Annotated in this window: 29 protein-coding genes and 2 tRNA genes; 15 read left to right on the top strand and 16 right to left on the bottom strand. The window is 68.9% G+C overall.

Annotated features, from left to right (window positions below):
* Positions 1–141: 141 nt before the first annotated feature.
* A complete protein-coding gene (gene rpmB / locus EFY87_RS07495; protein ID WP_123270848.1) occupies positions 142–336 on the top strand; it encodes a 50S ribosomal protein L28 in 195 nt (64 codons plus the stop codon).
* Between the two features lie 73 nt (positions 337–409).
* Here rpmB and thiL read toward each other — a convergent pair whose 3' ends face one another.
* The gene (gene thiL, locus EFY87_RS07490) at positions 410–1,384 is read right to left on the bottom strand and encodes a thiamine-phosphate kinase (protein ID WP_123270847.1); all 975 of its coding nucleotides are present in this window, start codon (positions 1,382–1,384) and stop codon (positions 410–412) included.
* A 123-nt stretch (positions 1,385–1,507) separates the two neighbouring features.
* Here thiL and EFY87_RS07485 point away from each other — a divergent pair, with 123 nt between their 5' ends.
* Positions 1,508–1,741 (top strand): Lrp/AsnC family transcriptional regulator, encoded by a 234-nt coding sequence (locus tag EFY87_RS07485; RefSeq protein ID WP_123270846.1) that lies wholly within the window; start codon positions 1,508–1,510, stop codon positions 1,739–1,741.
* Positions 1,738–2,190, top strand: coding sequence for a DUF3515 family protein (locus EFY87_RS07480; protein WP_123270845.1), 453 nt, complete (start codon positions 1,738–1,740; stop codon positions 2,188–2,190). Before EFY87_RS07485 ends, EFY87_RS07480 begins: the two co-directional genes overlap by 4 nt.
* A gap of 15 nt (positions 2,191–2,205) precedes the next feature.
* Here EFY87_RS07480 and EFY87_RS07475 read toward each other — a convergent pair whose 3' ends face one another.
* Entirely contained in the window at positions 2,206–3,345 is a 1,140-nt protein-coding gene (locus EFY87_RS07475) for a D-alanine--D-alanine ligase family protein (protein WP_123270844.1), read from the bottom strand.
* A 70-nt stretch (positions 3,346–3,415) separates the two neighbouring features.
* On the opposite strand from EFY87_RS07475, the gene EFY87_RS07470 reads away from it, so the two are divergent.
* Positions 3,416–4,483 (top strand): trans-sulfuration enzyme family protein, encoded by a 1,068-nt coding sequence (locus EFY87_RS07470; protein ID WP_123270843.1) that lies wholly within the window; start codon positions 3,416–3,418, stop codon positions 4,481–4,483.
* Here EFY87_RS07470 and EFY87_RS07465 read toward each other — a convergent pair.
* Both EFY87_RS07465 and EFY87_RS07460 read right to left on the bottom strand, forming a co-directional pair.
* Entirely contained in the window at positions 4,480–5,478 is a 999-nt protein-coding gene (locus EFY87_RS07465; RefSeq protein WP_123270842.1) for an NAD(P)H-dependent glycerol-3-phosphate dehydrogenase, read from the bottom strand. The genes EFY87_RS07470 and EFY87_RS07465 overlap by 4 nt on opposite strands.
* Positions 5,475–6,230 carry a lysophospholipid acyltransferase family protein gene (locus tag EFY87_RS07460; RefSeq protein WP_123270841.1) on the bottom strand — a complete coding sequence of 252 codons (756 nt, stop codon included), beginning with the start codon at positions 6,228–6,230 and terminating at the stop codon, positions 5,475–5,477. The genes EFY87_RS07465 and EFY87_RS07460 overlap by 4 nt, the downstream gene beginning before the upstream one ends.
* Before the next feature lie 162 nt (positions 6,231–6,392).
* Here EFY87_RS07460 and cofC point away from each other — a divergent pair, with 162 nt between their 5' ends.
* A complete protein-coding gene (gene cofC, locus EFY87_RS07455) occupies positions 6,393–7,025 on the top strand; it encodes a 2-phospho-L-lactate guanylyltransferase (protein ID WP_123270840.1) in 633 nt (210 codons plus the stop codon).
* A gap of 52 nt (positions 7,026–7,077) precedes the next feature.
* Positions 7,078–7,290, top strand: a complete 213-nt coding sequence (locus EFY87_RS07450) for a hypothetical protein (RefSeq protein ID WP_123270839.1) — start codon at positions 7,078–7,080, stop codon at positions 7,288–7,290.
* A gap of 59 nt (positions 7,291–7,349) precedes the next feature.
* On the opposite strand, the gene EFY87_RS07445 is transcribed toward EFY87_RS07450, so the two are convergent.
* The 3 genes from EFY87_RS07445 to leuC all read right to left on the bottom strand — a co-directional run bounded on the left by EFY87_RS07445 (position 7,350) and on the right by leuC (position 10,251).
* On the bottom strand, positions 7,350–7,913 hold the full coding sequence (locus EFY87_RS07445) for an HU family DNA-binding protein (protein WP_123270838.1): 564 nt from the start codon (positions 7,911–7,913) through the stop codon (positions 7,350–7,352).
* Positions 7,914–8,227: 314 nt separating this feature from the next.
* Entirely contained in the window at positions 8,228–8,821 is a 594-nt protein-coding gene (gene leuD, locus EFY87_RS07440) for a 3-isopropylmalate dehydratase small subunit (RefSeq protein WP_123270837.1), read from the bottom strand.
* A gap of 26 nt (positions 8,822–8,847) precedes the next feature.
* The gene (leuC, locus tag EFY87_RS07435) at positions 8,848–10,251 is read right to left on the bottom strand and encodes a 3-isopropylmalate dehydratase large subunit (RefSeq protein ID WP_123270836.1); all 1,404 of its coding nucleotides are present in this window, start codon (positions 10,249–10,251) and stop codon (positions 8,848–8,850) included.
* 131 nt (positions 10,252–10,382) lie between these two features.
* Here leuC and EFY87_RS07430 point away from each other — a divergent pair, with 131 nt between their 5' ends.
* Positions 10,383–11,129 carry an IclR family transcriptional regulator gene (locus EFY87_RS07430; protein ID WP_123270835.1) on the top strand — a complete coding sequence of 249 codons (747 nt, stop codon included), beginning with the start codon at positions 10,383–10,385 and terminating at the stop codon, positions 11,127–11,129.
* Between the two features lie 12 nt (positions 11,130–11,141).
* On the opposite strand, the gene EFY87_RS07425 is transcribed toward EFY87_RS07430, so the two are convergent.
* A complete protein-coding gene (locus EFY87_RS07425; RefSeq protein ID WP_245988525.1) occupies positions 11,142–11,663 on the bottom strand; it encodes a DUF4188 domain-containing protein in 522 nt (173 codons plus the stop codon).
* A 79-nt stretch (positions 11,664–11,742) separates the two neighbouring features.
* Here EFY87_RS07425 and EFY87_RS07420 point away from each other — a divergent pair, with 79 nt between their 5' ends.
* Positions 11,743–12,357 (top strand): MerR family transcriptional regulator, encoded by a 615-nt coding sequence (locus EFY87_RS07420; protein WP_123270834.1) that lies wholly within the window; start codon positions 11,743–11,745, stop codon positions 12,355–12,357.
* On the opposite strand, the gene EFY87_RS07415 is transcribed toward EFY87_RS07420, so the two are convergent.
* Positions 12,332–12,892 (bottom strand): histone deacetylase, encoded by a 561-nt coding sequence (locus EFY87_RS07415; protein WP_123270833.1) that lies wholly within the window; start codon positions 12,890–12,892, stop codon positions 12,332–12,334. The genes EFY87_RS07420 and EFY87_RS07415 overlap by 26 nt on opposite strands.
* 258 nt (positions 12,893–13,150) lie before the next feature.
* Here EFY87_RS07415 and EFY87_RS07410 point away from each other — a divergent pair, with 258 nt between their 5' ends.
* The 3 genes from EFY87_RS07410 (at position 13,151) to EFY87_RS07400 (ending at position 14,926) form a co-directional block, all read left to right on the top strand.
* Positions 13,151–13,615 (top strand): hypothetical protein, encoded by a 465-nt coding sequence (locus tag EFY87_RS07410; RefSeq protein WP_123270832.1) that lies wholly within the window; start codon positions 13,151–13,153, stop codon positions 13,613–13,615.
* Positions 13,616–13,661: 46 nt separating this feature from the next.
* On the top strand, positions 13,662–14,609 hold the full coding sequence (locus EFY87_RS07405; protein ID WP_123270831.1) for a hypothetical protein: 948 nt from the start codon (positions 13,662–13,664) through the stop codon (positions 14,607–14,609).
* 89 nt (positions 14,610–14,698) lie between these two features.
* Positions 14,699–14,926, top strand: a complete 228-nt coding sequence (locus EFY87_RS07400; protein WP_123270830.1) for an HNH endonuclease signature motif containing protein — start codon at positions 14,699–14,701, stop codon at positions 14,924–14,926.
* Between the two features lie 93 nt (positions 14,927–15,019).
* Here EFY87_RS07400 and EFY87_RS07395 read toward each other — a convergent pair.
* From EFY87_RS07395 to clpS, 6 genes are all read right to left on the bottom strand, one after another.
* Positions 15,020–15,095 (bottom strand) — tRNA-Glu (locus EFY87_RS07395).
* A gap of 60 nt (positions 15,096–15,155) precedes the next feature.
* Positions 15,156–15,230 (bottom strand) — tRNA-Gln (locus EFY87_RS07390).
* A 60-nt stretch (positions 15,231–15,290) separates the two neighbouring features.
* Positions 15,291–16,079 carry an HAD family hydrolase gene (locus EFY87_RS07385; protein ID WP_123270829.1) on the bottom strand — a complete coding sequence of 263 codons (789 nt, stop codon included), beginning with the start codon at positions 16,077–16,079 and terminating at the stop codon, positions 15,291–15,293.
* Positions 16,066–17,595 carry a glutamate--tRNA ligase gene (gene gltX, locus EFY87_RS07380; RefSeq protein ID WP_123270828.1) on the bottom strand — a complete coding sequence of 510 codons (1,530 nt, stop codon included), beginning with the start codon at positions 17,593–17,595 and terminating at the stop codon, positions 16,066–16,068. The genes EFY87_RS07385 and gltX overlap by 14 nt, the downstream gene beginning before the upstream one ends.
* 22 nt (positions 17,596–17,617) lie before the next feature.
* Entirely contained in the window at positions 17,618–18,196 is a 579-nt protein-coding gene (locus EFY87_RS07375; protein WP_123270827.1) for a DUF2017 domain-containing protein, read from the bottom strand.
* A 1-nt stretch (position 18,197) separates the two neighbouring features.
* Positions 18,198–18,500 (bottom strand): ATP-dependent Clp protease adapter ClpS, encoded by a 303-nt coding sequence (gene clpS / locus EFY87_RS07370; RefSeq protein WP_123270897.1) that lies wholly within the window; start codon positions 18,498–18,500, stop codon positions 18,198–18,200.
* Positions 18,501–18,558: 58 nt separating this feature from the next.
* On the opposite strand from clpS, the gene EFY87_RS07365 reads away from it, so the two are divergent.
* The 4 genes from EFY87_RS07365 to EFY87_RS07350 all read left to right on the top strand — a co-directional run bounded on the left by EFY87_RS07365 (position 18,559) and on the right by EFY87_RS07350 (position 21,907).
* On the top strand, positions 18,559–19,884 hold the full coding sequence (locus EFY87_RS07365; RefSeq protein WP_220093549.1) for a nicotinate phosphoribosyltransferase: 1,326 nt from the start codon (positions 18,559–18,561) through the stop codon (positions 19,882–19,884).
* The gene (locus EFY87_RS07360) at positions 19,881–20,390 is read left to right on the top strand and encodes a GNAT family N-acetyltransferase (RefSeq protein ID WP_123270826.1); all 510 of its coding nucleotides are present in this window, start codon (positions 19,881–19,883) and stop codon (positions 20,388–20,390) included. The genes EFY87_RS07365 and EFY87_RS07360 overlap by 4 nt, the downstream gene beginning before the upstream one ends.
* A 132-nt stretch (positions 20,391–20,522) precedes the next feature.
* Positions 20,523–21,086 (top strand): isochorismatase family protein, encoded by a 564-nt coding sequence (locus EFY87_RS07355; RefSeq protein WP_123270825.1) that lies wholly within the window; start codon positions 20,523–20,525, stop codon positions 21,084–21,086.
* Positions 21,087–21,142: 56 nt separating this feature from the next.
* Complete coding sequence (locus EFY87_RS07350) at positions 21,143–21,907, top strand: SCO family protein (protein ID WP_123270824.1); 765 nt, start codon at positions 21,143–21,145, stop codon at positions 21,905–21,907.
* Positions 21,908–22,008: 101 nt separating this feature from the next.
* Here EFY87_RS07350 and EFY87_RS07345 read toward each other — a convergent pair whose 3' ends face one another.
* Positions 22,009–23,853, bottom strand: a complete 1,845-nt coding sequence (locus EFY87_RS07345) for a bifunctional metallophosphatase/5'-nucleotidase (RefSeq protein ID WP_123270823.1) — start codon at positions 23,851–23,853, stop codon at positions 22,009–22,011.
* Position 23,854 lies beyond the last annotated feature (1 nt).

The raw sequence follows: 23,854 nt of genomic DNA, 5'->3' as shown, positions 1-23,854 counted from the left end.
GCGTCGAAACCGCCTGCGCATCCGCTCGTTTTGGTCCGCACGGCCGCCCTCGGCTACGATTGTGCGGTTCCCACAGATGAAGCGTCCTCGTGGCGCGCCTGTGGGCCGGAACGTTCGACTACTTATCCAAGGAGATTCACCGTGGCTGCCACCTGCGACGTCTGCGGCAAGGGACCCGGCTTCGGTCACAGCATCTCGCACTCACACCGCCGCACCAAGCGCCGCTGGAACCCCAACATCCAGCGCGTCAAGGCACTCGTGGGCGAGGCTGGTGTGACCCCGAAGCGACTCAACGTCTGCACCTCCTGCCTGAAGGCGGGCAAGGTCAAGCGCTAGTCCTGAGCATCACGCGATGGGCCGTCCCCTTGTCGGGGACGGCCCGTTGCGTATGCCGGGGCTATGTCGCGATTCAGCCGGGCGCGGCCGGACCGAAGTGATCCCAGCCGAGCCGGGTCACCGCCTCACCACCGAAAGTCACACCCGTCCCTTCCGTCACGGCACCGATGGCGCGCCAGCCCGGTGGCAGCACGCCGGGCGGAAAGGTCGCCAGCAGGCTGTGCTCCTCACCGCCGGCCAGCACGCAGCCCCGTGCCGCCTCCGGTCCGACGGCCGGCACGAGTGCGGCAATGTCGCCCGCGAGCGCGTCCCGATCCACGTCGATCCGTATGCCGCTGGCGCGCGCGATGCGTCCGCCGTCGCGCAGCAGCCCGTCCGAGATGTCCAGCATCGCGGTCGCTCCCGCGCGTGCCGCGATCGCTCCCTGCGCATAGTCCAATCGCGGACGGCGTTGCGCGAGAACCAGATCCGGCGCCTCGTCGGGAGTGCCGCGCTCCAGCAGCACCAGGCCCGCCGCCGCCCGCCCCAGCGTGCCGTGTATGGCGAGAGCGTCCCCCGGGCGCGCGCCTCCGCGCAACACCGCACGGTCCCCGTCTAGCTCGCCGAGGGCCGTGATGCTCACCATGCGCACACCGGCCGGGGCCGACGACAGGTCACCGCCGAGCACCGCTGCGCCGGCGGCACCGGCGGCCTCCTCGACACCCGCGGTGAAGTCGGTCGCCCACCGCAGCGGAGTCTGCGGGTCGGCCACCAGCGTGACCAGCAGCCCGGTGCACCGCCCGCCCATCGCGGCGATGTCCGCGACGTTCTGGACGACGAGCTTGTGGCCGACGTCCGCGCCGCTGGACCACTCGTCGCGCCAGTCGCGGCCGAGCACCATGGTGTCGGTCGTCGCGAGCACGTCCCCGGACCGGACGCGCAGCAGCGCGGTGTCGTCCCCGGGCCCGATCAGCACGCCGTCGCGAGTGCTGAACCGTGGCAGCACGATGGCAAGCAGGTCCTGTTCCTCGACGTCCGCGAGCGTGCGCGTAGCCGGTGTGTCCGTCATACCCTGGTTCCACCCTTCCTCGCCGCACACATCGCACTGCACGGTAGCGTCTGGCGAGGACGCGGCGGTCCCGCCGCACACCCGCACCGCGCGGGCCACGCATCGACTCGGGAGCAGATCGTCATGGTTCAGGCCTACATCCTCATCCAGGCAGACCTCGGCAAGGCCACTGCGGTCGCTGCCGCGGTGCGCGAGATTCCCGGCGTCACGTCCTGTGACGACGTCACGGGTCCCTACGACGTCATCGCCCGCGCCGAGGCCGAGACCCTGGACGCGCTCGGTTCGCTCGTGGTCGCGAAGATCCAGGAAACAGCCGGCATCATGCGCACGCTGACGTGCACCGTCGTCCACCCTTGAGCCGGCCGTTCCTCGCTGCGGCAGGTGCACTGGGGCTGACCGTGTCACTTGCCGCATGCGGCACGGGCACGGTCCATGCCTCCCCCGCCGACCAGGCCGCAAATCCCTTGTGTGTCAAGGCCTCTCGGCAGTGGCCGGCAACGGTGGCCGATCAGAAGTCGCGTGCGGTCAGCACGAAGTCGGACACCGTGCACGCGTGGGGCAACCCGGCGATCATCGCGCGCTGCGGTGTCACCTCCCCGGGGCCGACGACCGCACCCTGCGTCACCGTCGACGACATCGACTGGGTGGGGACCAAACTGTCGGACGGGACGCGCTACATCACGTTCGGGCGCTCCCCCGCCCTCGAGGTGCTCGTGCCGACGAAGTACAACGCCTTCCCGCCGCTGGGCGCCTTCACCCAAGCGGCCAGGCAGATCCCGCAGGGCCACAATCGCTGCCTCGGGTGAGGTCGCGGCAGCGCCTCAGCGCAACCCGGTCGGACGCTCCAGCGCGAGCTCGATCAGCTCGGTGATCAGCGACGGATAGTCGAAGCCCGACTCCGCCCAGACGCGCGGAAACATCGACTGCGGGGTGAAGCCCGGCATGGTGTTGATCTCGTTGAGCATCAGCCGGCCACCTGGGTCGTAGAACCAGTCGACACGGGCCAGCCCCTCGCAGCCGGCTGCGTCGAACGCCTTCACCGACAGCGCGCGGATCTCGTCCGCGACGTCGCCCGGGAGATCGGCCGGACAGGTCAGCTGCGCGGCGTCGTCGAGATATTTCGCTTCGAAGTCATAGAACGTATGGCGGTCCCCGGTGACGGTGATCTCACCGATCTGGCTCGCTCGCGGCGCCTCCGCGCCGTGGCCCTCCAGCACGCCGCACTCCACCTCGCGGCCGGGGATGGCCGCTTCGACCAGCACCTTCGGGTCGGAGACGCGTGCCGTCTCGATCGCCGTCTCCAGATCGTCTGCCGCGTCGACCTTGACCACTCCGACGCTGGAGCCGGCCCGGGCGGGTTTGACGAAGACCGGCAGCCCGAGGCTGCTGACGCTGTCGAGACACGCCGCCTTGTCGCGGCGCCATTCCTTGTCGGTGATCACGACGTGCGGCCCGACCGGCAGCCCCGCCGCCGAGAAGACGACCTTCATCAGCGCCTTGTCCATCATCACCGCGGACGCGGCGACGCCGGAGCCGACGTAGCGGGTGTCGGCCAGCTCCAGCACGCCCTGCAAGGTGCCGTCCTCACCGAACGGTCCGTGCAGCAGCGGCAGCACCACGTCGACGGCGGTGAGGGTCCGCGGCGGCTCGTCCGGCGGGAAGATCAGCACCTCGCGTGCGGCCGGGTCCGTCGAGATCAGCGCCGTGGTCTCGCCCTGCACGCTCGGCGTGTGCTGCGCGGTGAGCTGCAACGGCTCCGGGTCGTCGGCCACCAGCACCCACCGGCCGTCCTGGGCGATGCCGATCGGCACGACGTCGAACCGGTCGCGATCGATGGCGCGCAGCACGCTGGCGGCGGTCGCACACGAGACGGCGTGCTCGCTGGACCGGCCGCCGAAAACGATTGCGACGACTGGCTTGCGCTGATTGCCGGCGGTGCCCGCCGGAGAACTCTCGCTCATTGCCGTAAGCCTAACCGCGCGGGCGTGGACGCTCGTGCTCCGTGATGCGTCGGCGTGCCAAGGTGTCGTCATGGACACCGAGAACGCCGCGGCATACTCCGCCGCAACCCGTGTGGTCACCGCCGGCCGCCCCGCGCGCACTCCAGGTGCGCCGGTCGGGCCGGGCATCGAACTGAGCTCGACGTATGTCGCGGGCGCCGGCCCGACGTACGGCAGGTTCGGCAACCGCACCTGGTCCAGCTTCGAGCAGGTGCTCGGCGACCTCGAGGGCGGCCGCGCACTCGCGTTCTCCAGCGGTATGGCGGCCATCAGCGCGTGCATCCTGCTCACCCCTCCGGGCGGGATGGTCGTGGTCCCGCAGCACGTCTACAACGGCACCACGACGCTGCTCGACCAATTGGCCGCCGAGGGCCGGCTGTCCGTGCGCCGGGTCGACCCGACCGATACCGCGGCCACTGTCGCGGCTCTGGACGGCGCGGACACGATCTGGCTCGAATCCCCCACCAACCCCATGCTGGAGGTCTGTGACCTGCCCACGGTGCTGGCCGCCGCACGCGACCGGGAGGTGCTCTCGATCGTCGACAACACCTTCAACACCCCGCTGCTGGCCCGCCCACTCGAGGTCGGTGCCGACCTGGTGGTGCACTCGGTCACCAAATATCTGTCCGGCCACTCGGACGTCGTGCTGGGCGCCGTCGTCACCACCGATGACGCACTGCACGAACGCCTGCGCGGGCACCGCACCCTGCGTGGCGCCATCCCCGGACCGCACGGGACGTGGCTGGCATTGCGCGGCATGCGCACGCTGCACCTGCGGATGGAGCGGGCCTGCGCGACCGCCGCCGAGCTCGTGAGCCGACTGACGGCGCACGGCGCGGTGTCCCAGGTGCGCTATCCGGGGTTCGGCGCGATCATCTGCCTGGAGCCGAAGGGCGGCCGGGCCGCCGCTGAGCGGCTCGAGCGGGACGTTCGGCTGTGGCTGCCCGCGACCAGTCTCGGTGGCGTGGAGTCGTCGCTCGAACGCCGCCGCCGGCATGCCGGCGAGCCGGCCAGCGTGCCCGAAGCGCTCGTGCGGCTGTCCGTCGGCATCGAGGACGTCGAGGACCTCTGGGCCGACCTGGCCGCCGCGCTCGGTTAGTTCTCCAGCTTGCGCGAGCGCGACATGAGGGCGCCGACGACGGCTCGCGGGTCCCGTCCCTCGTGGACGACCGCTGCAACGTTCTCCACGATCGGGACCTCGACGTCCACACTCTCGGCGAGCTGCAGGATCGACTCGCACGACTTGACGCCCTCCGCCGTCTGCTTGGTGCTTTCCACGACCTCGGCGAGCGACATACCCGTGCCGAGGCGGTAGCCGAAGGTGCGGTTGCGCGACAGGGATGAGGCGCAGGTCGCGACGAGATCACCGACCCCGGCAAGGCCGAGGAAGGTCTGCGGGTCGGCGCCGAGAGCCGTTCCCAGCCGGGCGGTTTCGGCCAGTCCGCGGGTGAGCAGACTCGCCATCGTGTTGTCGCCCATGCCCATCCCGGACGCCATGCCGACCGCGAGCGCGATGACGTTCTTGGTCGCGCCGGCGATCTCGGTGCCGATGACGTCGGTGCCCAGGTAGGGGCGGAAGTATGCCGTGGCGCTCGCCTCCGCGACCTTCGCACGCATGCGCGGGCTCGACGCGGCCACGACCGCTGCCGCCGGCTGCCGCGCGGCGATCTCGGTCGCGAGGTTCGGGCCGGACACGACGACGATGCGGTCGGGTTCGACCTGCCCGGCTTCGGCGATCACCTGACTCATGCGTTCGCCGGTGCCCAGCTCGATGCCCTTCATCAGGGACACGACCGGCGCATCGTGCGGAAGCAGCTCGCACCAATCGGTGAGGTTGGCCCGCAGGGTCTGCGACGGCACGGCGAGCACGACGATCTCCGCGCCGTCGAGCGCCTCGGCATACGACGTCGTTGCCGAAAGCGACTCCGGGAGCTGTCGATCCGGCAGGTAGCCGGAGTTGACGCGGCTGGTGTTGATCTCGTCGACGACGTCCTGCCGGCGCGCCCACAAGCGCACCGAGCAGCCGGCGTCAGCCATGATGGCGGCGTATGCCGTGCCCCAGTTGCCCCCGCCGAGCATCGCGACCTGGGTCATCGGGTCTCCTCGGCCGGCGCGGTGCCCGTGTCTCCGTCACGAGCCGGCGGCTGGTTGCGGGGATCGAAGGGTGTCGCGGGTGCCTGCTCGTGACGAATGCCTTCGAGCAAGCGGGTGATCTCGGCCATCAGCCGAGTGGTCGCGGTGCGCAGTTTCTGGGCGTCGATCGGGCCATCCCGCAGGTCGTCCAGATCAATCGCCGGGCCCGCTGTCACGTGGACCAGCTTGCGCGGCAACAGTTTCGGCAGCTTGTCGCGGTATGGCCACATCATCTCGCGGGTGCCCCAGATCGCCATGGGCACCAAGGGGACGTTGCTCTCCAGCGCCAGTCGCGCAGCGCCCGATTTGCCGACCATTGGCCAGAAATCGGGTTCACGAGTGATGGTGCCCTCGGGGTAGACGCACACGCACGCGCCGCGCTGCAGTGCCTCGGTCGCCGCGGCCAGGGCCGAGGTCGCCTGTGCCGTCCCGCGATAGACCGGGATCTGCCCGGTGCCCTGCATGATCTGCCGCACGCCGGGTGGTTTGAACAGCGACGACTTGGCCAGGTAGTGCGGGGCACGGCCGACGGACACCAGGTAGTGCGCGAGCGGGAAGTGGTCCATGTTCGAGATGTGGTTGGACGCCGCGACGAAGCCCCCCTCCGTGGGGATGTTCGCCATACCCGCCCAGTCCCGGAACGTGATGCGCTGCAGCACCGGGTAGAGCGTCGAGATCACCTTGGAGTACATCGGCTCGATGTGCTCGCTCATCGGGGGACGCGACACGAGTGCTTGCTCCTAACCTGCGGCCCGCACGGGCAGTGCTCCCGCGACCTGCGCGGGGAGGGATGCTGGTATCTAATCCCACCGCGACCCTGCCGCGGAAGCGAACCGCCCCGACGTGCGTGTCGTGCGGTCTGAGAGCATCATCTCGTGGAGTCCGCAGTCACCTCGACCTGGCACGTGATCGTTCCGGTGAAGCACAGCGCGCACGGCAAGTCCAGGTTGCGCACGCCCGCCGGCATCCGGCGCCAGGAACTCGCGCTCGCCATCGCGCTGGACACGCTTGACGCTGCGCTGCAGGTTGTGCCGGCTGCACAGGTCGTGGTCGTGACGTCCGATCCCGAGGTCCGCGGGCACCTGGAGCGCCGAGGAGCCGTCCTCACCGACGATCCGGGCCGTGGCCTCAACCCGGCGATCGTCGCGGGGATCGACACCGTCCGCAGCACAACACCGCACGTCCCGGCTGCCGTCCTGCTGGGTGATCTCCCGGCGCTCACACCGGACACGCTCGCCGAGGGCCTGGCCGCCTGCGCGGCGGTCGAGGCAGCCGTCGTGCCGGACCACGACGACACCGGAACGGTGCTCATCAGCCACCACGACGCGGCACGCCTGGTGCCGCGCTTCGGCTCTGGATCCGCCGCGCGGCACGCACGGTCGGCGACGGTCCTGGAACTCGATCTGCCCCGCCTGCGCACGGACGTGGACGACGACGAATCCCTTGCGCGCGCGGTCGAACTCGGCGTCGGGGCGCACACGGCCGGGGTGCTGGGCACCGACCGCTGAGCCGGGTCGTCGGCCCGCCACCGGAGGGGCACCGCCCCGTACAGTTGTCGCCATGCAGGCAACCGTGCACGCCTTCGACGAATCCACCGGCTCCGGCAGTGTGCTGACCGACAACGGACGATTGATCACCGTCGACGCGGCGACGTTCGCCGCTTCGTCGTTGCGGCATCTCCGGGTCGGTCAGCGAGTCAGCATTGAGGTCGGCGGCAGTGGCGTCACCCGGCTGTGGATCGACGGCATCGGTCCGGGCCAGCGGATTCGCTGACCGCACGCGAACGGCGGCCCACCCCTCGGGTGGACCGCCGCCGTATGACGTGCGAGATCTCAGCGACGTGCGGCGCGCTTGGCCGTCGTCTTCTTGGCCGTCGTCTTCTTGGCCGGGGCCTTCTTTGCCGTGGTGGTCGTCTTCGCCGCGGCCTTGGCCGGGGTCGCCTTCGTGGCGGCGGACTTCTTCGCGGTGGTCGTCTTCGCCGCGGCCTTGGCCGGGGCCGCCTTCTTGGCGGCGGACTTCTTGGCCGCAGTCTTCTTGGCGGTCGTCGTCTTCGCCGCAGCCTTGGCCGGCGCGGCGGCACTCGACGCACGGCCGCCGGCGTTGCCGGTCTTCGGCAGCGAACGCGGGTTGGCCACAACGGTCTTGAAGGCGGTGCCCGGCTTGAACTTCGGCACCGAGGTCTTCTTGATGCGGACGGTCGTGCCGGTGCGCGGGTTACGTCCGGTGCGGGCAGCACGCGCGACCTTCTCGAACGTGCCGAAGCCGGTGATGCCGACCTTGTTGCCCTTGGCGACCTCGCGGATGATCGCATCCACGACAGCCTCCAGCGCGTCACTCGCAGCCTTCTTGCTGCCGAGACGAGTCTCCAGGCTCTCGATGAGTTCTGCCTTGTTCATGGGTCTGTTCCCCTTCGGGTGGTGCCGGCGTTCGACCGGGCGTCCGGTTGCAAGTCCTCAAGCTGACGCTCGATTGAGACAGACGGTATGCCCACTGCGGCGACTCGGCAACCAGCAACGCCACTCGATTTGCCCACGGCACAACAGCTTTGGTGGTCTGCAGGCGCGCCGTGGCGGGCCACGCAGGCGCCCACGTGAGCGCCTGGATGCGGGCGGCTGCGTGCCGCCATACGCTGGAATGCACTGGGGCACAATACAATTCGCGCAGGCGCCCGGTGGAGGCGCCTGCGCGAGAGGTCAATCGAAGGTCCGCGTCAGGCGGTTTGCGTCGTGGGTTTCCAGCTCGGACGAGCGGCTTCGAAATTTGTGATGTCATCCGCGTGTCGCAGCGTCAGACTGATGTCGTCGAGGCCCTCGAGCAGCCGCCACCGGATGTAGTCATCGACCTGGAATCCGAAGACGTGCTCCCCCGCGGTCACGGTTCGCTGCTCAAGATCGACCGTGATCTGCATGCCGGGTTCGTTCTCCAGCAGCTTCCACAACAACTCGATGTCCTCCTGCCGCAGTTGCGCGGCAAGCAAACCGGCCTTGCCCGAGTTGCCACGGAAGATGTCGGCGAAGCGCGACGAGAGCACGACGCGGAAGCCGTAGTCCATCAACGCCCACACCGCGTGCTCACGGGACGAGCCGGTGCCGAAGTCGGGGCCGGCGACGAGCACCGAACCGGACGCGAACGCAGGGTTGTTCAGCACGAAGGTCTCGTCGCCGCGCCAGGCCGCGAAGAGGCCGTCCTCAAATCCAGTGCGGGTGACCCGCTTCAGATAGACCGCCGGGATGATCTGGTCGGTGTCGACATTGCTGCGCCGCAACGGAACTCCGACGCCGGTGTGCTGCGTGAACTTCTCCATGATGTGTTCTCCTCGCTCTCAGCCGGTCAGGCCGAAGGCGTCAGGTCGGCCGGGCTGGACAGCGTGCCCCGGACTGCGGTGGCGGCGGCGACCAGCGGACTGACCAGATGGGTGCGGCCGCCCTTGCCCTGGCGCCCTTCGAAGTTGCGGTTGGAGGTCGACGCGCTGCGTTCCCCCACGGCCAGCTGATCGGGGTTCATGCCCAGGCACATCGAGCAGCCCGCGAGGCGCCATTCGGCACCGGCGTCGGCGAAAACCCTGTCCAGGCCTTCGGACTCGGCCTGCAAGCGCACCTTCGCCGATCCGGGCACCACGAGCATGCGGACGCCGTCGGCGACCTTGCGGCCCTTGATGACCTCCGCGGCCGCACGCAGGTCCTCGATGCGGCCGTTGGTGCAGGAGCCGAGGAACACGGTGTCGACGGTGATGTCCCGCAGCGGGGTGCCCGGGGTGAGGCCCATGTAGTCGATGGCGCGCTGCGCGGCGGCCTTCTCGTTCTCGCCCGAGAACTCCTCGGGGTCAGGGACATTCGCCGACAGCGGCAGACCCTGCCCGGGGTTGGTGCCCCAGGTGACGAATGGCGTCAGCCGGCTCGCGTCGAGGTGGACCTCCTCGTCGAAGACCGCGTCGTCGTCGGTCTGCAACTGCGACCACGCTTCGACCGCGGCGTCCCAGTCGGCACCGGTCGGTGCGTGCTCGCGGCCCTTGAGATAGTCGAAGGTGGTCTGGTCGGGTGCGACCATACCGGCGCGGGCACCGGCCTCGATCGACATGTTGCACATGGTCATTCGGGCTTCCATCGACATGTTGCGCACTGCCGAGCCGCGGTATTCGAGCACGTAGCCCTGTCCCCCGCCGGTGCCGATCTTGGCGATGACGGCCAGGATGATGTCCTTGGACGTGACCCCGTCGGGGAGTTCGCCATCAATGTTGATCGCCATGGTCTTGAAGGGGTTCAGCGGCAGCGTCTGGGTGGCCAGGACGTGCTCGACCTCGCTGGTGCCGATGCCGAACGACAGCGCACCGAAGGCCCCGTGCGTCGAGGTGTGGCTATCGCCGCAGACCACCGTCATACCTGGCTGGGTCAGGCCCAGCTGCGGCCCGATGATGTGGACGATGCCCTGCTCGGCGTCGCCCATCGGAAAGAGCCGCACGCCGAACTCCGCGCAGTTCGTGCGCAGCGTGTCCACCTGGGTGCGGCTCACCGGGTCCGAGATCGGGCCCGGCGTGGTCGGCACGTTGTGGTCCTCGGTCGCGACGGTCAGGTCCGGTCGGCGGATGCTGCGACCGGCGAGCCGCAGACCGTCGAAGGCTTGTGGACTGGTCACTTCGTGGATGAGATGGAGGTCGATGTAGAGCAGATCCGGCTCGCCGTCCGCACGACGCACGACGTGCTGTTCCCAAACCTTTTGCGCCAACGTGCTTCCCACGCCGGACCCTCCTTCATCGAGTCACCCCCGGGCCGTCGTCGCGCCCGGTTCGCTTGCCACCGAACAGAGCCTGGACCGCGATTTCCGGCCAAGGACTTGCGTCTCGCGTGCTGAGACGTCAGTATCAGTGCATGGACAACTCTAGCGGAGTCGGCGTGCTGGACAAGGCCGCCGTGGTTCTTTCCGCTCTCGAAGCAGGACCATCGACCCTCGCGCAGCTCGTCGCGCACACCGGCTTGGCCCGGCCTACGGCGCACCGGCTGGCCGTTGCGCTGGAGCACCACCGGCTGGTCGCACGCGACATGCAGGGACGATTCATCCTCGGCCCACGGCTGAGCGAACTCGCCTCCGCGGCAGGCGAAGACAGGCTGCTCGCTGCGGCCGGGCCGGTGCTGGGGGCACTGCGCGACCATTGCGGCGAGAGCGCGCAGCTCTACCGCCGGCAGGGCGACCAGCGCATCTGCGTGGCGGCCGCGGACCGCCCGATGGGCCTGCGGGACTCGATCCCGGTCGGCGCGACACTGACCATGCAGGCGGGTTCGGCAGCACAGATCCTGCTCGCCTGGGAGGAGCCCGACCGGCTGCACCGCGGTCTGCACGGCGCGAAGTTCACCGCGACCATGCTGTCCGCGGTCCGGCGGCGCGGCTGGGCGCAGAGCGTCAGCGAGCGCGAGCAGGGCGTCGCCTCGGTGTCCGCGCCGGTGCGCGGCCCGTCCGGCCGGGTAATCGCCGCGGTGTCCATCTCCGGCCCGATCGAGCGGGTGTCCCGTCAGCCGGGCCGGCTGCACGCGGGCACCGTCGTCGCCGGAGCCAACAAGCTGACCGAGGTGCTGGCGCGGGCGCATGCCGCGACGCAACGGCGCGGCGAGTCGGCCTGAGCGACCCTCTCGTCAGCCGGCGAGCGGTGCGGCCGACGAAGCGAGCCGTTCCCGTGCAGTGCGACCGCGCCGAGACAGCGGGATGGTGCCGGTCGCACCGGCGAGTCCCCAGTCGGTGAGGTTGCCGTATGCCGACTCGTGTCCCCCGGCGGGCACGGCATACGTCTCGTGCCAGATGCCGATGCCGTCGCTGCCGGCCAGATTGTGGGCGCGCTCGTAATACTTCAGCCACGCCGGCCGGTGCGTTCGGTCCGGATTGTTGGCGTAGCCGTAGAGGTCGTCGGTGCTGCGCCAATATTGCACCGACACCGGACCCCGCTGTCCCAGACAGTTGTAGCCGCCGAGGAAGCCCAGCCATTCTTCATCTCCGGCCTCGGACCGAGCCTTGTTGCGGTGCAGTTCCTGCTGCATTCCGACCATTGCGCGGGCGACCCGCGACCAGTGATCGACGCGCCACGGCTTGCGGACCGTCATCCCGATCAGGAAGACGACCAGGTCGCCCTCGTGTGCGTGTGTCGTCATGGTGATCTTCACGTCGGTGATCCTTCGTCAATTGGATAGTGGCACTCACCATTATTGGCGAGTAGCGCTATCCAATGTCAAGATCTGTGCCATGCGGATCTCCGAAGTGTCAGCCCAGACCCATGTGCCCGTCGCAACGTTGAAGTACTACCTGCGCGAGGGCCTGCTGCATTCGGGCACCGCGACCAGCCGCACCCAGGCGACGTATGACGAGAGCCATCTGGATCGCGTGCGCCTCATCCGCGCCCTACTGGAGCCGGGTGGTCTGTCGATCGCCCGGGTGCGGCAGGTGCTGGAGACCCTGGACGGCCCGAATGTCGACAGGCACGACCTGCTGGGGGCCGCGCAACGTGCGATCACACCCGCCCTGCCGGAGCACCCGGACGCCGAATGGACTGAATTCGCAAGGAAGTTCGCGACCCAGCACGGCTGGGAGATCGAGCCTGACGACCCGTTGCTGACGCTACTCGGAGACCAACTGCGCGCGATCGTCGCGGCTGGCATCGCGTGGGACGACCAGGACACCCTGGAGAGATACGCGCAGGCTGCCGATCAGCTCGCGAACATCGACATCTCGAGCGTGCCCGGGAATCCGGACGCAGCCATCCGGCAGGTAGCCATTGGCACGGTCCTCACCGACCCATTGATCCTCACCCTGCGTCGCCTGGCCCAGCAAGCTCTCAGCGCCGAGCTCGCTGACGCGTGACCGCCGCCCCTGGACCAAGTCCGTAAGCATGGGACAAGCCACGCGCGATCATCGCGGCGTACGCCGGCGCGGGCGGGTTCGCTGGTGGCCGGAGACCGCCGAAGGTGAAGGTCAGCACCGGCTCCCTGTTGATGAACCCGACCACGAGAACGCGGTCGTAGCGACCTTCGCCGGCACGCCAATCCCCTTCCGCGACAATCGTGTCCAGCGGCAGCAAGGCACCCACGGGCTGGTGCCGCTCCTGGCACCACACGTCGGCGAACTGCTCCGCCTTGATGCGGTATGCCGCGGCGTATGCCGGGCCGGGCAGCGCCGGGTCGTAGAACGCCATACCGCCGCCCCACACGCGCGAGACGCCGCCGAAGAACACGCTGCCTGGCAACAGGACCGGTCGGATCCCGGTCGGCGCGCTTGTGTCACGGCAGCCGGTGTAGGTGCGCGACGCTCCCTCGGGACGGCCGCCAGCGAGGTAACAGGCGAACCGTTCGGCGCACAGGTTGGAGCCGTAGGCGGCATACCAGACCGGCGAGTGCATCCCCCGATCATCTCTGACGGCGTGCGGGTTCGTGGCGCCACACCGCACACGAGGTGCCCGCGGGATTCGGTTCTGCCGCCGCCGCACAACCTGACGCACACCCCGCAGGGGTGGGTGAAGGACGGGTGGTGTCGGTGGCAGCCGATACTCTTCAGGTGCTTCTGTGCCCACGCTGGGTGGGGCGAATCGTGTTGGGAAATATGAGAATTCGGTGATTCTGGGATTGACCTGGGAGTCGTACGAATGTATGATGGGAGCATGTCGAAGCAGCAATTCCTGGTCCCCGGTGAGGTCATCACCGGTGCACCCGTGGGCGCGTTGCTGGAGACCGCGCACGCACTGCTGGTGGCAGCTGCTGGCAAGGTGCGGGAGGGGACCCGGGATGTTCCTCGCGGAGTGTTGATCGATCAGGCGGTCGCCTGCCAGCAGGTGCAGAACACGGCGTGGTCGGTGCAGTCAGTGCGGTTGGCGCAGGTCGCGGCCATCGAAGAAGTCATGATCTCTGGTGAGGGGGCGCGGGAGGTGCGGCACCCGATCGGCGCCCACCAGGACGAGTGGTTGCCCGCGGAGGTCGCCACCCGGTTGGGGTGGTCGGACCGGCGCCACCAACCGGCTCACCGAAGCAATTCAAGTCATCAGGTGCACCCCAGGGTTATTCGACCTCGCGACCGCCGGGGTACTGGATGCCCGCAAAGTCTCCGCGGTCACCGACGTCCTCTGTAGCGCCACCCCGAACGCGATCCGACAAGTCGAAGCCGGGCTGCTGACCGTGATCAACCAAGCCAGCCACGACGACGAGAACCCCGGCCAGGACGCCAGTGGCGGTGACGACCAAGACGCCACGACCGGTGAGGAACCGAGTGTCCCAGCCCCGGTGCCGCTGACGTCGACGAAACTGGTGCGGCGTGCCCGGCGTTTGTTGGCGCAGGTGGCGCCCGCGGAGGCGGAGGAGTCGGCCGCGACACGGCGGGCGCACGCCCTGGGGGTGCAGGTGTACCCACACGACGAACCAGGGCTAAGCGTGCTGCGTGCCGTCCTACCCACTTACGACGCCATGCGGGTCCTGGCCGGCGTCAACGAGTTGGCGGGTCACTTGCACCAGGACACCACCACCAGCAAAAGCCTCGATGAGTGCCGGGTGGATGCGTTCACCGAGCTGTTCCTGGGGAATGTCACGGTGGACACGACATGCGTGCTGCGGATCCCCGTCATCCCCACCGGGCACGGCGCCGGCCCTGGGCTCGGGGTGGCGGGGTTCACGCCCAAGGCGTCGGGCGCGGTTCCGGCGCCAGGGCGGGTGTCGATGGTGCTGGCCGGCGCGGCGGGTGGGTTCTCCTGCGGCGGCCCGGTGAAGGCGCCTGCACTGGTGTCGTCGTCGGTCGAGCCCCGCATGCGGGAGTTGCTGCGGTCCAGTTCCCGCGAAGGCCTCGATCTGCTGGCGGGCTGGGTGCGCCGGGCTCGCCTGAAGGCGCCACAGCCGGTCCGAGCGCCCTGGCCCGGGTGGACTGGAGCTGGCGCACCCCTGACGACCGGCAACACCTGCCCGCCACGTACCGCAAAGCATTACGCCACGCCGCGAGAACAGCCGAACAAGCCCGGTCACCCGGCTCCGGGTGGCGGGTCGGTGACACAGTCATCGAAGGAGTCGGCGTCATCCCCGCCGGAATACTCACCCAGCTATGCCACCAGCTCGGCACCACCCTCACCCGCGCCCTGATCGACCTGCGAACCGGGGCAACCCTGGAAACCGCCGACGAAACCTACCGCCCCAGCACCCGGGCACGCCGATTCGTCACCCGACGCGACGTGCACTGCCGCTTCCCCGGCTGCACCACGCCCGCGGTCCGCTGCGACGTCGACCACGTCACCCGCTTCCCCGACGGACCGACCGCCATCTGGAACCTGCAATGCCTGTGCCGCCACCACCACCGCGCCAAACACGAAGGCGGCTGGCAAGTCGTAATGACCCGCACCGGCGTCTGCACCTGGACCAGCCCCTCCGGACGCGAATACGTCACCTGGCCCGGCGACTGACCATCCCACCCGGGTCCGCCCCGTCGTTCCGCCGCCCCGGCGCCACTCGCAGGAATGCGAAAACCCCCGGGATGACCCGGGGGGCTTTCGTGCTGGTGACCCCAGCGGGATTCGAACCCGCGTTACCGCCGTGAGAGGGCGACGTACTAGGCCGCTATACGATGGGGCCGCGGCTGGTAGAACCTTACCGGAAAGGTTGGGATTCCACCGAATCGGCGAGTTTCGCCGATGGCTGGGGTACCAGGACTCGAACCTAGACTAACTGAACCAGAATCAGTCGTGCTGCCAATTACACCATACCCCAAGGGGGTATCACTTCGTCTGCGCGAAAGACCGCCCCGACGAGGTGAACCGAGGTGAGACCTTACCCGGTCGGAGCCGCCCGGCCCAAATCGAGCACCTCCAGCCCGCGCTCCCCGACCCGCAACTGGTCGAGCGACGCGATGACCGGCACCGGGTCAGCCTCGGGAGCTGCGGCTCTACCACCTCGCGTGATCCAAATCGGCTGCAGTCCGGCAGCGCGTGAACCCTCAACGTCTGCCGCCCACTCGTCGCCGATGTATGCCGTGTCACCCGGCTCCACACCGAGCCCGGCGCAAGCATGCCGGAACACCCGCGGGTCCGGCTTGCCGAAGCCGAGCGTGTCCCGCGTCGTGATCGATCCGAGCCGCCCGGTGAGCCCCGTCCGCTCGAACTTCTCCGCGGTGAGCTCGTCGGACGAGTTGGTGAGCACCGCGACCCGCAGGCCCGCCTCGGCACACCGCTCGGCGAACGGTATGACGTCCTCGAACGTGCGCTGCTCCTGCGCGAACACCGGCCGGAACGCACTCTCGTAGATCTCGAGCGCATCATCCGGGACGGGCACGCCATACGCGGCGGCGACGTCACGCAGTCGCTCGGCCCGCATCACCCGGTAGTCGTTGTCGCCGCGCATGTATCGCTCGAATGCGCCGCCAGGGTCCAGCCGGTAGCGCTCGGCCATCGCCACGTGCTGCTCCGCTGTGAACTGCGGCCACAGCGCCGCCATCGCGGCCAGGCCTGCAGCCAGCATCGCCGTCGTGTTGTCGAGCAAGGTGTTGTCGACGTCGAGCAGGACGGCGCGCACCGGCAACCGGAAACCTCCCGGCGGAGCGAGCGACTCAGAGCGACGCACGCAGCGCCTTCAGCCGCCGCAACGTCGACGCCTTGCCGAGGATCTCCATCGACTCGAAGAGCGGCGGGGAGATCCGCTGGCCGGAGATGGCGGTGCGGATCGGGCCGAACGCCAGCCGCGGCTTGATGCCCAGTCCGTCGACGATCGCGGCCCGCAGCGCTGCTTCGAGATTCGCCGCGGTCCACCCGTGGCCCGTGTCGTCCGCGTCGCTGGCGGCCCCGCTGATCGGGTCGAGCGCCGCGACGGCCGCATCCAGCACCCCGGGCGCGGTCTCCTTCAGTTGCGCACGCGCGTCGTCCGCGATCTCCAGCTGGTCGTCGGCGACGTAGAACGGCGCCACCAGCGGCGCCGCGTCGGTGAGCAGGTTGATGCGGGTCTGGATGAGCGGCACGATCTCCTGCAGCCGGCCCAGTGCAGGCTCCGACCCGGGCTCCGGGACGGCCCCGGCGTCCTGCAGAAAGGGCAGCAGCCGTTGCACCAGGTCGCTCTCGGACAGCTCCCGGAGGTAGTGCCCGTTGAGCCAGTGCAGCTTGTCGAGGTTGAAGACCGCACCCGCCGGGTTGATCTTGTGCCAGTCGAAGTGCTGGCTGAACTCCTCGAAGGTGAAGGTCTCGCGCTCGGTGCCATCTTCTTCGAAGATCGGCGGATGCCCTTGCAATGCAAGGAAATTCACCAGTGCTTCCGGCAAGTAGCCTTGCTCCTGGAACCAAGTGAGCTTCGCCCACGGGCTCTTGCGCTTGGAGATCTTGGCCTTCTTCTCGTCGCGCAGCAGCGGGATGTGCGCGAACTGTGGCGTCTCCCAGCCGAGCCACCCGTAGAGCAGGAGGTGCTTCGGGGTGGAGGAGATCCACTCCTGCCCTCGCACAACGTGGGTGATCTCCATCAGGTGGTCGTCGACGACGACGGCCAAGTGGTAGGTCGGGAAGCCGTCGGCCTTCAGGATCACCTGGTCGTCCGGCCGCGGCGCCTTCGTGCGACCCATGATCAGGTCGTCGAACTCCAGCGGCACGTCCTCGGGGATCTGCATGCGCACGACCGGGGTCTCGGTGAAGCCGGGCAGCCGCGACCGCTCCTCCTTGGTCTTGCCCAGGCACATCCGGTCGTAGCCGGTCGGCTGCTTGGTCTTCTGCTGGACCTCGCGCATCTCCTTCAGCCGCTCGCTGGAACACCAGCAGTAGTAGGCGTGCCCGTCGGCGAGGAGCTGCTCGACATACGGCTGATAGGTATCCAGTCGCTCGGACTGCTTGTATGGCGCGAACGGCCCGCCCTTGTCCGGGCCCTCGTCCCAGTCGAGGCCGAGCCAGTGCAGCGTGTCGTAGAGCTGCTGCTCGCTGTCGGCCTGAAAACGCGTCCGGTCGGTGTCCTCGATCCGCAGGATGAAGCTGCCGCCTTGCTGGCGCGCGAACGCCAGGTCGAAGATCGAGACGTATGCCGTGCCGACGTGCGGGTCGCCGGTGGGCGACGGTGCGACACGGAGGCGGGGAGTGCGGATGGAGTCGGAGGCTGCGGTGCTCATGGTGCCTCGATCGTATGTGCTCTTACCGCAGCGCGAGCGCCAGGGACTCCTGCAGCCAGGTGAGGAAGTCGTAGTAGAGCCCGATGACCAGCTGGGGATCGTCCGCCCCGGCTGCACCTGCCGCAGCGAGATCCTGTTGCAGCTGCTCACTGTCCTCGTCGGTGCGCAGGCCGAGGCGCTCCCCCAGCGCGAGACGAACGTCCGACAGCCCGATGAGCAGTGCCTGCGCCTGGCCCAGGTCCAGTTCGAGCTTGTCGCGCGTCGCCGGCTGGTCGAGTGCCTCGATCGCGGTGGACAGGTTGGCGGTCTTGCGCTGCCGCAGCCCGTTTTCGGTCAGTGCCCGGAACTCGGCCGCGACCTCCGGATCGTCGCGGTGTCCGTCAGGCAGCAGCCGTGCCAGTGCGGGATCCCGGTGAGCGAGCTCGTCCGGGTCGGGTGTCTCGCCGAGCCCCGCGAAGAGATCCTCGACCGGGTCACCCGTGCCACCGCTGGGTGCCAGCAGCTGACGGGTCTGATCAAGCAGTTCGCGCACGATCGCCCGCTCGTTGCCGTCGAGCTTCGCCACCACGCGAGATCCCTTGCGCCGGAACGCGGTCGCCATCTCAAGTGTCCTTTTCGAACGTCGCCCAGAGGCCGTAGCCCTGCATCGCCTCGGTGTCGGTCTCCATCCGCTCCCGCGGCCCCGAGGAGACCACTGCCTTCCCCTCCTGGTGCACCGCCAGCATCAGCTTCTCCGCCTTCGCCTCCGAATAGCCGAAGTAGGTGCGGAACACCCACGCGACATACGACATGAGGTTCACCGGGTCGTTCCAGACGATCGTCACCCAGGGCCGGTCGGTCTGCTCCTTCGCGGCGCTGTCGAGGTCGACATCGGGCGACGCATGCTCCGGGGGTGCAACAGACACGACCTCAACGATAGGCAACCGGCGCCCTCCGTGGCGACGCTGCCCTACAGTGACGCAGGTGAGGACATCCGCCGGCCAGTCCACGGCCCTGCTGACCGACCACTACGAGCTCACCATGCTCAGCGCCGCGCTGCGCGACGGCACCGCCGAACGCCGCTGCGTGTTCGAGGCGTTCGGCCGCCGGCTGCCCGACGGGCGTCGCTACGGCGTCGTGGCCGGCACCGGCCGCCTGCTCGATGCCCTGGCCGACTTCCGCTTCGGCGACGCCGAACTCGCCCACCTGCGCGACCACCGCGTGGTCGACGAGCCGACACTCGACTGGCTCGCGTCATACCGCTTCACCGGGGACATCTGGGGGTATGCCGAGGGCGAGATCTACTTCCCCGGCTCCCCCATGCTGGTGGTCGAAGCCGGCTTCGCCGAGGCCGTGGTTCTCGAGACACTGGTGCTGTCGATCCTCAACCACGACAGTGCAATTGCGTCCGCAGCGAGCCGGATGACGTCAGCCGCCGAGGATCGTCCCTGCATCGAGATGGGTTCGCGGCGCACCCACGAGGAGGCCGCGGTCGCGGCGGCGCGGGCGGCATACATCGCCGGCTTCGCGACGACCTCCAACCTCGAGGCCGGCCGCAGGTATGGCGTGCCGACCACGGGCACCGCAGCCCACGCGTTCACGCTGCTGCACGACGACGAACGCGCGGCCTTCCAGTCACAGGTCGACACGTTCGGGCCGGGAACGACGCTGCTCGTCGACACCTACGACGTGACCAACGCCGTCAACCTCGCCATCGAGGTGGCGGGGACCGAACTCGGCGGCGTGCGCCTCGACTCCGGCGATCTGCTGCAGCAGGCCCGCGAGGTCCGGGCGCAGCTGGACCGGCTCGGGGCGACCCAGACCAGGATCGTGGTGACCTCCGACCTGGACGAGTTCGCCATTGCCGCGCTGCAGGCCGGACCGGTCGACGGCTACGGGGTGGGGACCCAGTTGGTGACCGGATCCGGTGCTCCCACAGCCGGTTTGGTCTACAAGCTGGTGGCCCGGGAGAACTCCGCCGGCCGCCTCGAAGGCGTCGCCAAGAAGAGCAAGGACAAGCTGTCGGTCGGCGGGCGCAAGTATGCGCTCCGGCGCCGCTCCGCATCCGGCATCGCCGAGGCCGAGGTCATCGGCGTCGGCTCGGAGCCAGCCGGCGAAACCAATGACCGCGCACTGCTCGTTCCGCTCGTGGAGCACGGGGAACGCGTCTTCGCCGGCACCCTGGACGACGCCCGCGAGCGCCATACCACCGCACGCGCCGAACTACCGCCGACGGCACGACAGATGTCGCGGGGCGAGCCCGTCATACCGACCTTGTACGAGCGTGACCAGAAGGAGAATGCCCGATGACGAGCATCGAGTTGCTCGACGCGCCAGCAGCCGAGCCGTATGCCGACCGCATGTTCGACCTCTACGACGAGGTGATCGGCCGCATCCCCGACAAGACCAACTGGCGCACCCAGCTCTTCGACCGCGACCGGGCCCGGCCCGGTTTCCGCCTCGCGCTCGCGCTCGACGGCGAGCGCGTCGTCGGATTCGCATGGGGCTACCGCGGCGACCGCGGGCAGGCCTGGCCGGACCTGGTGGCCCGCACCCTGCCGGAGTTGCCGGGTGAGTGGCTGCGCGACCACTTCGAGCTGGTCGAGCTGGTCGTCGACCCCGACTACCGGCGCCAGGGCATCGGCGGCGGCCTGCACGACACCCTGCTGGAGGGGCTGACCGGCCGGGCACTGCTCGGGACCACCCTCGCGGCAAGCGACCCGGCGCTGTGCCTCTATCAGGCACGCGGCTGGAGCACGCTCGGGCACCTGCACAACAACCGCCAGGTCATGGGCGCCTACCTGCCCCTCCCCTGAGCGATCGTGCGCATCGACACCGATCCGGCTGTCGCGCTCTACCGATCGCGTGGCTGGCAGACCCTCGGCCTGCTGGACGCCGAACGCCGGGTGATGGGGCTGCGCCTGCCCGGCTCGTCGTAGGCTGCGGGCATGACTCGCGCACTGGTCGTCGTCGATGTTCAGAACGACTTCTGCGAGGGCGGATCGCTCGCTGTCGCCGGCGGCATCGCGGTCGCCGAGCGCATCGCCGCGTATGCCGTCGGGCACGCCGGCGACTACGCCCAGATCGTGGCGACCGCCGACTGGCACATCGACCCCGGCGACCACTGGTCATCTGACCCCGATTTCGTGCACAGCTGGCCGGTGCATTGCCAGGTCGGCACCCCGGGGGCCGACTTCCGGGTGGAGGTGCAGCCGGTGATCGCGAATGCCGCCGCGATCTTCCGCAAGGGCCAGTACGAAGCGGCATACAGCGGTTTCGAAGGTGCGGCCGACGACGGGAGCACCCTCGCCGACTGGCTGCGTCGCCACGACGTGACTGATGTGGACGTCGTCGGCATCGCGACGGACTACTGCGTGCGTGCGACGGCGCTCGACGCTGCGACATCGGGTTTCACCGCCCGCGTGCTCACCGAGCTGACCGCCGGTGTCGCACCCGAGTCCACCCAGCGCGCGCTCGACGACTTCGCGGCTGCAGGCGTCGAGGTCGCCTGAGCACGGATCGGTAACCCACCACGGAAACGTTCAACTCGCCGTGCGACCATCGCGGCATGCGGCGATGGAGTGCGACGCTCGTTCTGGTGCTGGCCCTAGCAGGTGTGACGGGCTGCTCGTCCGGTTCCTCCCATTCGCGTGCCACTCCGTCGAGCAGCGCGTCGTGGGACCGGATCGGCACACCGCTGAACTCGGCCGTCCCCGCGGCGATCCGGGACCTGACGTTCACCTCCAGCAGCGGGGCCCGCGTCTCACTGGCAGCACTGTCCGGCCACGTCGTGGTCCTGTCGGACGTGATGACGCTGTGCCAGGAAACCTGCCCGATCGACACCGCGACCGTCGTGCAGACCGCGCGGGCGGAGGCACACCGCGACTCACGGAACTCCCCGGTGTTCATCTCCCTGACGGTCGACCCGGGTCGCGACACCACGACGCAGCTGCGGGCCTACCGCAACCTGTTCGCCCCACCGCCGGCCAACTGGCAGGCATGGACCGGCAGCGCCCGCAACGTCAACACGCTGTGGAACTACTTCGGGGTATGGCGACAGCGGGTCAAGGAGGACCCAGGCCCCGCACCGCGCAACTGGCGCACCGGCGTCCCGCTGACGTATGACGTCCAGCACTCCGACGAGGTGTTCTTCCTGGATGCCGCCGGACATGAGCGATTCGTGCTGGAGGGCGCGCCGTACGCGCCCACCGGCACGGTGCCCAAGGCGCTGCGGAAATTCATGGACAGCTCGGGCATCAGCAGCCTCGAACATCCAGCATCGACCGCCTGGACCCAGGCACAGGCCGAGGCCGTGATCAAGTCACTGCAGTGACGGCCGGCGCGGGCCGGCGAGTGACCTCGTCGACAACCTGCTGACCTGCCGGGATGTGCATGCGGCCCGCTGCACGCAAGAGTTCGGTCAGCTGCGAGTCGCTAGCTGATCGTGATCGGTGTGCTGCCCGAGACCAGCCGCCAGTCAACTGTGTGGAACGTCGCCGGATCAACGGCCTCGTGCTCGGCCACCCAGTCGATGATCAACTGGCGAATCTCGTTCTGCCTGTTGACAACGACTGGCGCGGTCGTCACACCGGGGAATCCGCCGCCGCCGGACTGGCGGTAGTTGTTGATCGCGACGACGAAGCTGTCGCCGTCGCCGACGGGCTTGCCGTCATACGCAAGGTTGCGGATGCGGCTGCCCGGCGGGGCGCTGATGTCGATGTCGTAGGTCAGGGGCGCGTCGAGGCCGCCGAGGACGTCGTAGTTGTAGTCGGGTGTGCCATTCGGCGCCGTCGGGGTCACGGCGTTGGTGACCTCGTCCATGCCGAACGGCCCGGAGCCACTGATCTGTTTGAAGTAGGCCGCCGAGTGTTCGAGGTAGTCGCCCACCTGCTTGCCCGTGAACCTGATGCCCAGCAGCGTGTTGTCGTAGATGTAGAGACCCGCGACATCCCGCACCGTCACCTCGCCGGCCGGGATGACGGCGGTGCGGCTGAACGGCGCCGCAATGGACAGCACCGGCGTCCGGTCGTCGGCCGTGCCGGCCAGCCCGGCCTTGACCGCCTCGGCCTGCACCTGATTGATCAGGTCCACGGCGGCGGTGTCCTCGACGCACGCACGTGCGCCGCTCAGCGCCTCGGTGCAACCGCCGATCACCCCGTTCACGTAGCTGCGGACCTTCTCGTGCGCAGGTCTGAGCAGCGCCGCGATCTCCGGGTCCTCCGGTGCACCGTTGGAGTTGAGCAGGGTGGCCGCAGCGGTCGAGACCGTCCACCGGCTGCCGACCTTGCGCAGGTTCAGGTCCATCACGGTCACTCGCTCACCGAAACACAGCGGCTCGGACAGCAGCACCTGCTTGCCGGTCTGCTCGTTGGTGACGAAGCGTTGCGGGATCTCGACGTGCGCGTGACCGACCAGGATCGCGTCGATCCCCGGAACCTGTTGCGCCAGCAGCGTGCTGGCGTTCTCCGGCCATGGCAGAGCATCGCCGTACGACGAGGATGCGTCGGCACCCGAGTGGCACGACACCACGATGACGTCGGCGCCATGGCGCTTCACCTCCGGTATGACGAGCCGCGCTTGCTCGACGATGCCGTTGAACTTCACCTTGCCGTCGACATTGGCCTTGTCCCAGATCGCGACTCCGGGCGTCACCAGTCCGACAATGCCCACGGTCACCGGCTGATGACCGCGCACGTGCACCCGCTTCATCGTGTATGACGGAAAGACTGCTTCCCCAGTCGTCCAGTCCAGCGCGTTCGCTCCGAGCAGCGGGTGCTGCAACTGGCGCTCGAACGTGCGCAGCAGGTCCATGCCGTAGTTGAACTCGTGGTTGCCCAGCGCAGCTGCGTCATACCCGATCTGGTTCATTGCCAGCGCCATCGGGTGCTGCACGGTCCCGCTGATCGGCTCGACCCTGGCGTAGTAGTAGGCCAGCGGAGTGCCCTGGATCGTGTCCCCCGCGTCCAGCGTGATGCAGCTGCGGGCTCCGCGCTCCGTACGCACCGCCTGGATCAAGGTCGCGCACTTGGCGGCACCGACGTCGTTGTGCGCGGCATCGTCATACTCCGCGTCCCTGAAGTAGTCCCAGTTGTAGACGTGTCCATGCAGATCGGTCGTGCCGAGGACCGTCAGCCGCAGGTCGTGCTCATGCTGCCGGCTACGGCTCGGCGCCGCGTCGGCGGCCGGGTCGCCCGCTGCGCCGACGACGCCGGCGCCTCCCACGACGGTCCTGCTGAGCAACTGCCGACGGCCTGTGGCATTTCGGACGACGGGATGCATA

This window comes from Flexivirga caeni (genome assembly GCF_003724155.1).
Classification (GTDB): Bacteria; Actinomycetota; Actinomycetes; order Actinomycetales; family Dermatophilaceae; genus Flexivirga; species Flexivirga caeni.
Note: the sequence above shows the minus strand (reverse complement) of the source record. Positions and strands in the feature narration are given on the sequence as shown.

Excerpts from the sequence above, each read along its gene's own strand:
- EFY87_RS07345 (WP_123270823.1), bottom strand. The coding sequence starts at position 23,853 with ATGCATCCCGTCGTCCGAAATGCCACAGGCCGTCGGCAGTTGCTCAGC.
- EFY87_RS07430 (WP_123270835.1), top strand. The coding sequence starts at position 10,383 with ATGGACAACTCTAGCGGAGTCGGCGTGCTGGACAAGGCCGCCGTGGTT.
- EFY87_RS07460 (WP_123270841.1), bottom strand. The coding sequence starts at position 6,230 with ATGAGCGAGCACATCGAGCCGATGTACTCCAAGGTGATCTCGACGCTC.
- EFY87_RS07375 (WP_123270827.1), bottom strand. The coding sequence starts at position 18,196 with ATGGCGACCGCGTTCCGGCGCAAGGGATCTCGCGTGGTGGCGAAGCTC.
- EFY87_RS07475 (WP_123270844.1), bottom strand. The coding sequence starts at position 3,345 with ATGAGCGAGAGTTCTCCGGCGGGCACCGCCGGCAATCAGCGCAAGCCA.
- EFY87_RS07485 (WP_123270846.1), top strand. The coding sequence starts at position 1,508 with ATGGTTCAGGCCTACATCCTCATCCAGGCAGACCTCGGCAAGGCCACT.
- EFY87_RS07355 (WP_123270825.1), top strand. The coding sequence starts at position 20,523 with ATGACTCGCGCACTGGTCGTCGTCGATGTTCAGAACGACTTCTGCGAG.
- EFY87_RS07450 (WP_123270839.1), top strand. The coding sequence starts at position 7,078 with ATGCAGGCAACCGTGCACGCCTTCGACGAATCCACCGGCTCCGGCAGT.
- EFY87_RS07420 (WP_123270834.1), top strand. The coding sequence starts at position 11,743 with ATGCGGATCTCCGAAGTGTCAGCCCAGACCCATGTGCCCGTCGCAACG.
- EFY87_RS07465 (WP_123270842.1), bottom strand. The coding sequence starts at position 5,478 with ATGACCCAGGTCGCGATGCTCGGCGGGGGCAACTGGGGCACGGCATAC.
- thiL (WP_123270847.1), bottom strand. The coding sequence starts at position 1,384 with ATGACGGACACACCGGCTACGCGCACGCTCGCGGACGTCGAGGAACAG.
- EFY87_RS07470 (WP_123270843.1), top strand. The coding sequence starts at position 3,416 with ATGGACACCGAGAACGCCGCGGCATACTCCGCCGCAACCCGTGTGGTC.
- EFY87_RS07350 (WP_123270824.1), top strand. The coding sequence starts at position 21,143 with ATGCGGCGATGGAGTGCGACGCTCGTTCTGGTGCTGGCCCTAGCAGGT.
- EFY87_RS07410 (WP_123270832.1), top strand. The coding sequence starts at position 13,151 with ATGTCGAAGCAGCAATTCCTGGTCCCCGGTGAGGTCATCACCGGTGCA.
- EFY87_RS07445 (WP_123270838.1), bottom strand. The coding sequence starts at position 7,913 with ATGAACAAGGCAGAACTCATCGAGAGCCTGGAGACTCGTCTCGGCAGC.
- leuD (WP_123270837.1), bottom strand. The coding sequence starts at position 8,821 with ATGGAGAAGTTCACGCAGCACACCGGCGTCGGAGTTCCGTTGCGGCGC.
- gltX (WP_123270828.1), bottom strand. The coding sequence starts at position 17,595 with ATGAGCACCGCAGCCTCCGACTCCATCCGCACTCCCCGCCTCCGTGTC.
- EFY87_RS07360 (WP_123270826.1), top strand. The coding sequence starts at position 19,881 with ATGACGAGCATCGAGTTGCTCGACGCGCCAGCAGCCGAGCCGTATGCC.
- EFY87_RS07415 (WP_123270833.1), bottom strand. The coding sequence starts at position 12,892 with ATGCACTCGCCGGTCTGGTATGCCGCCTACGGCTCCAACCTGTGCGCC.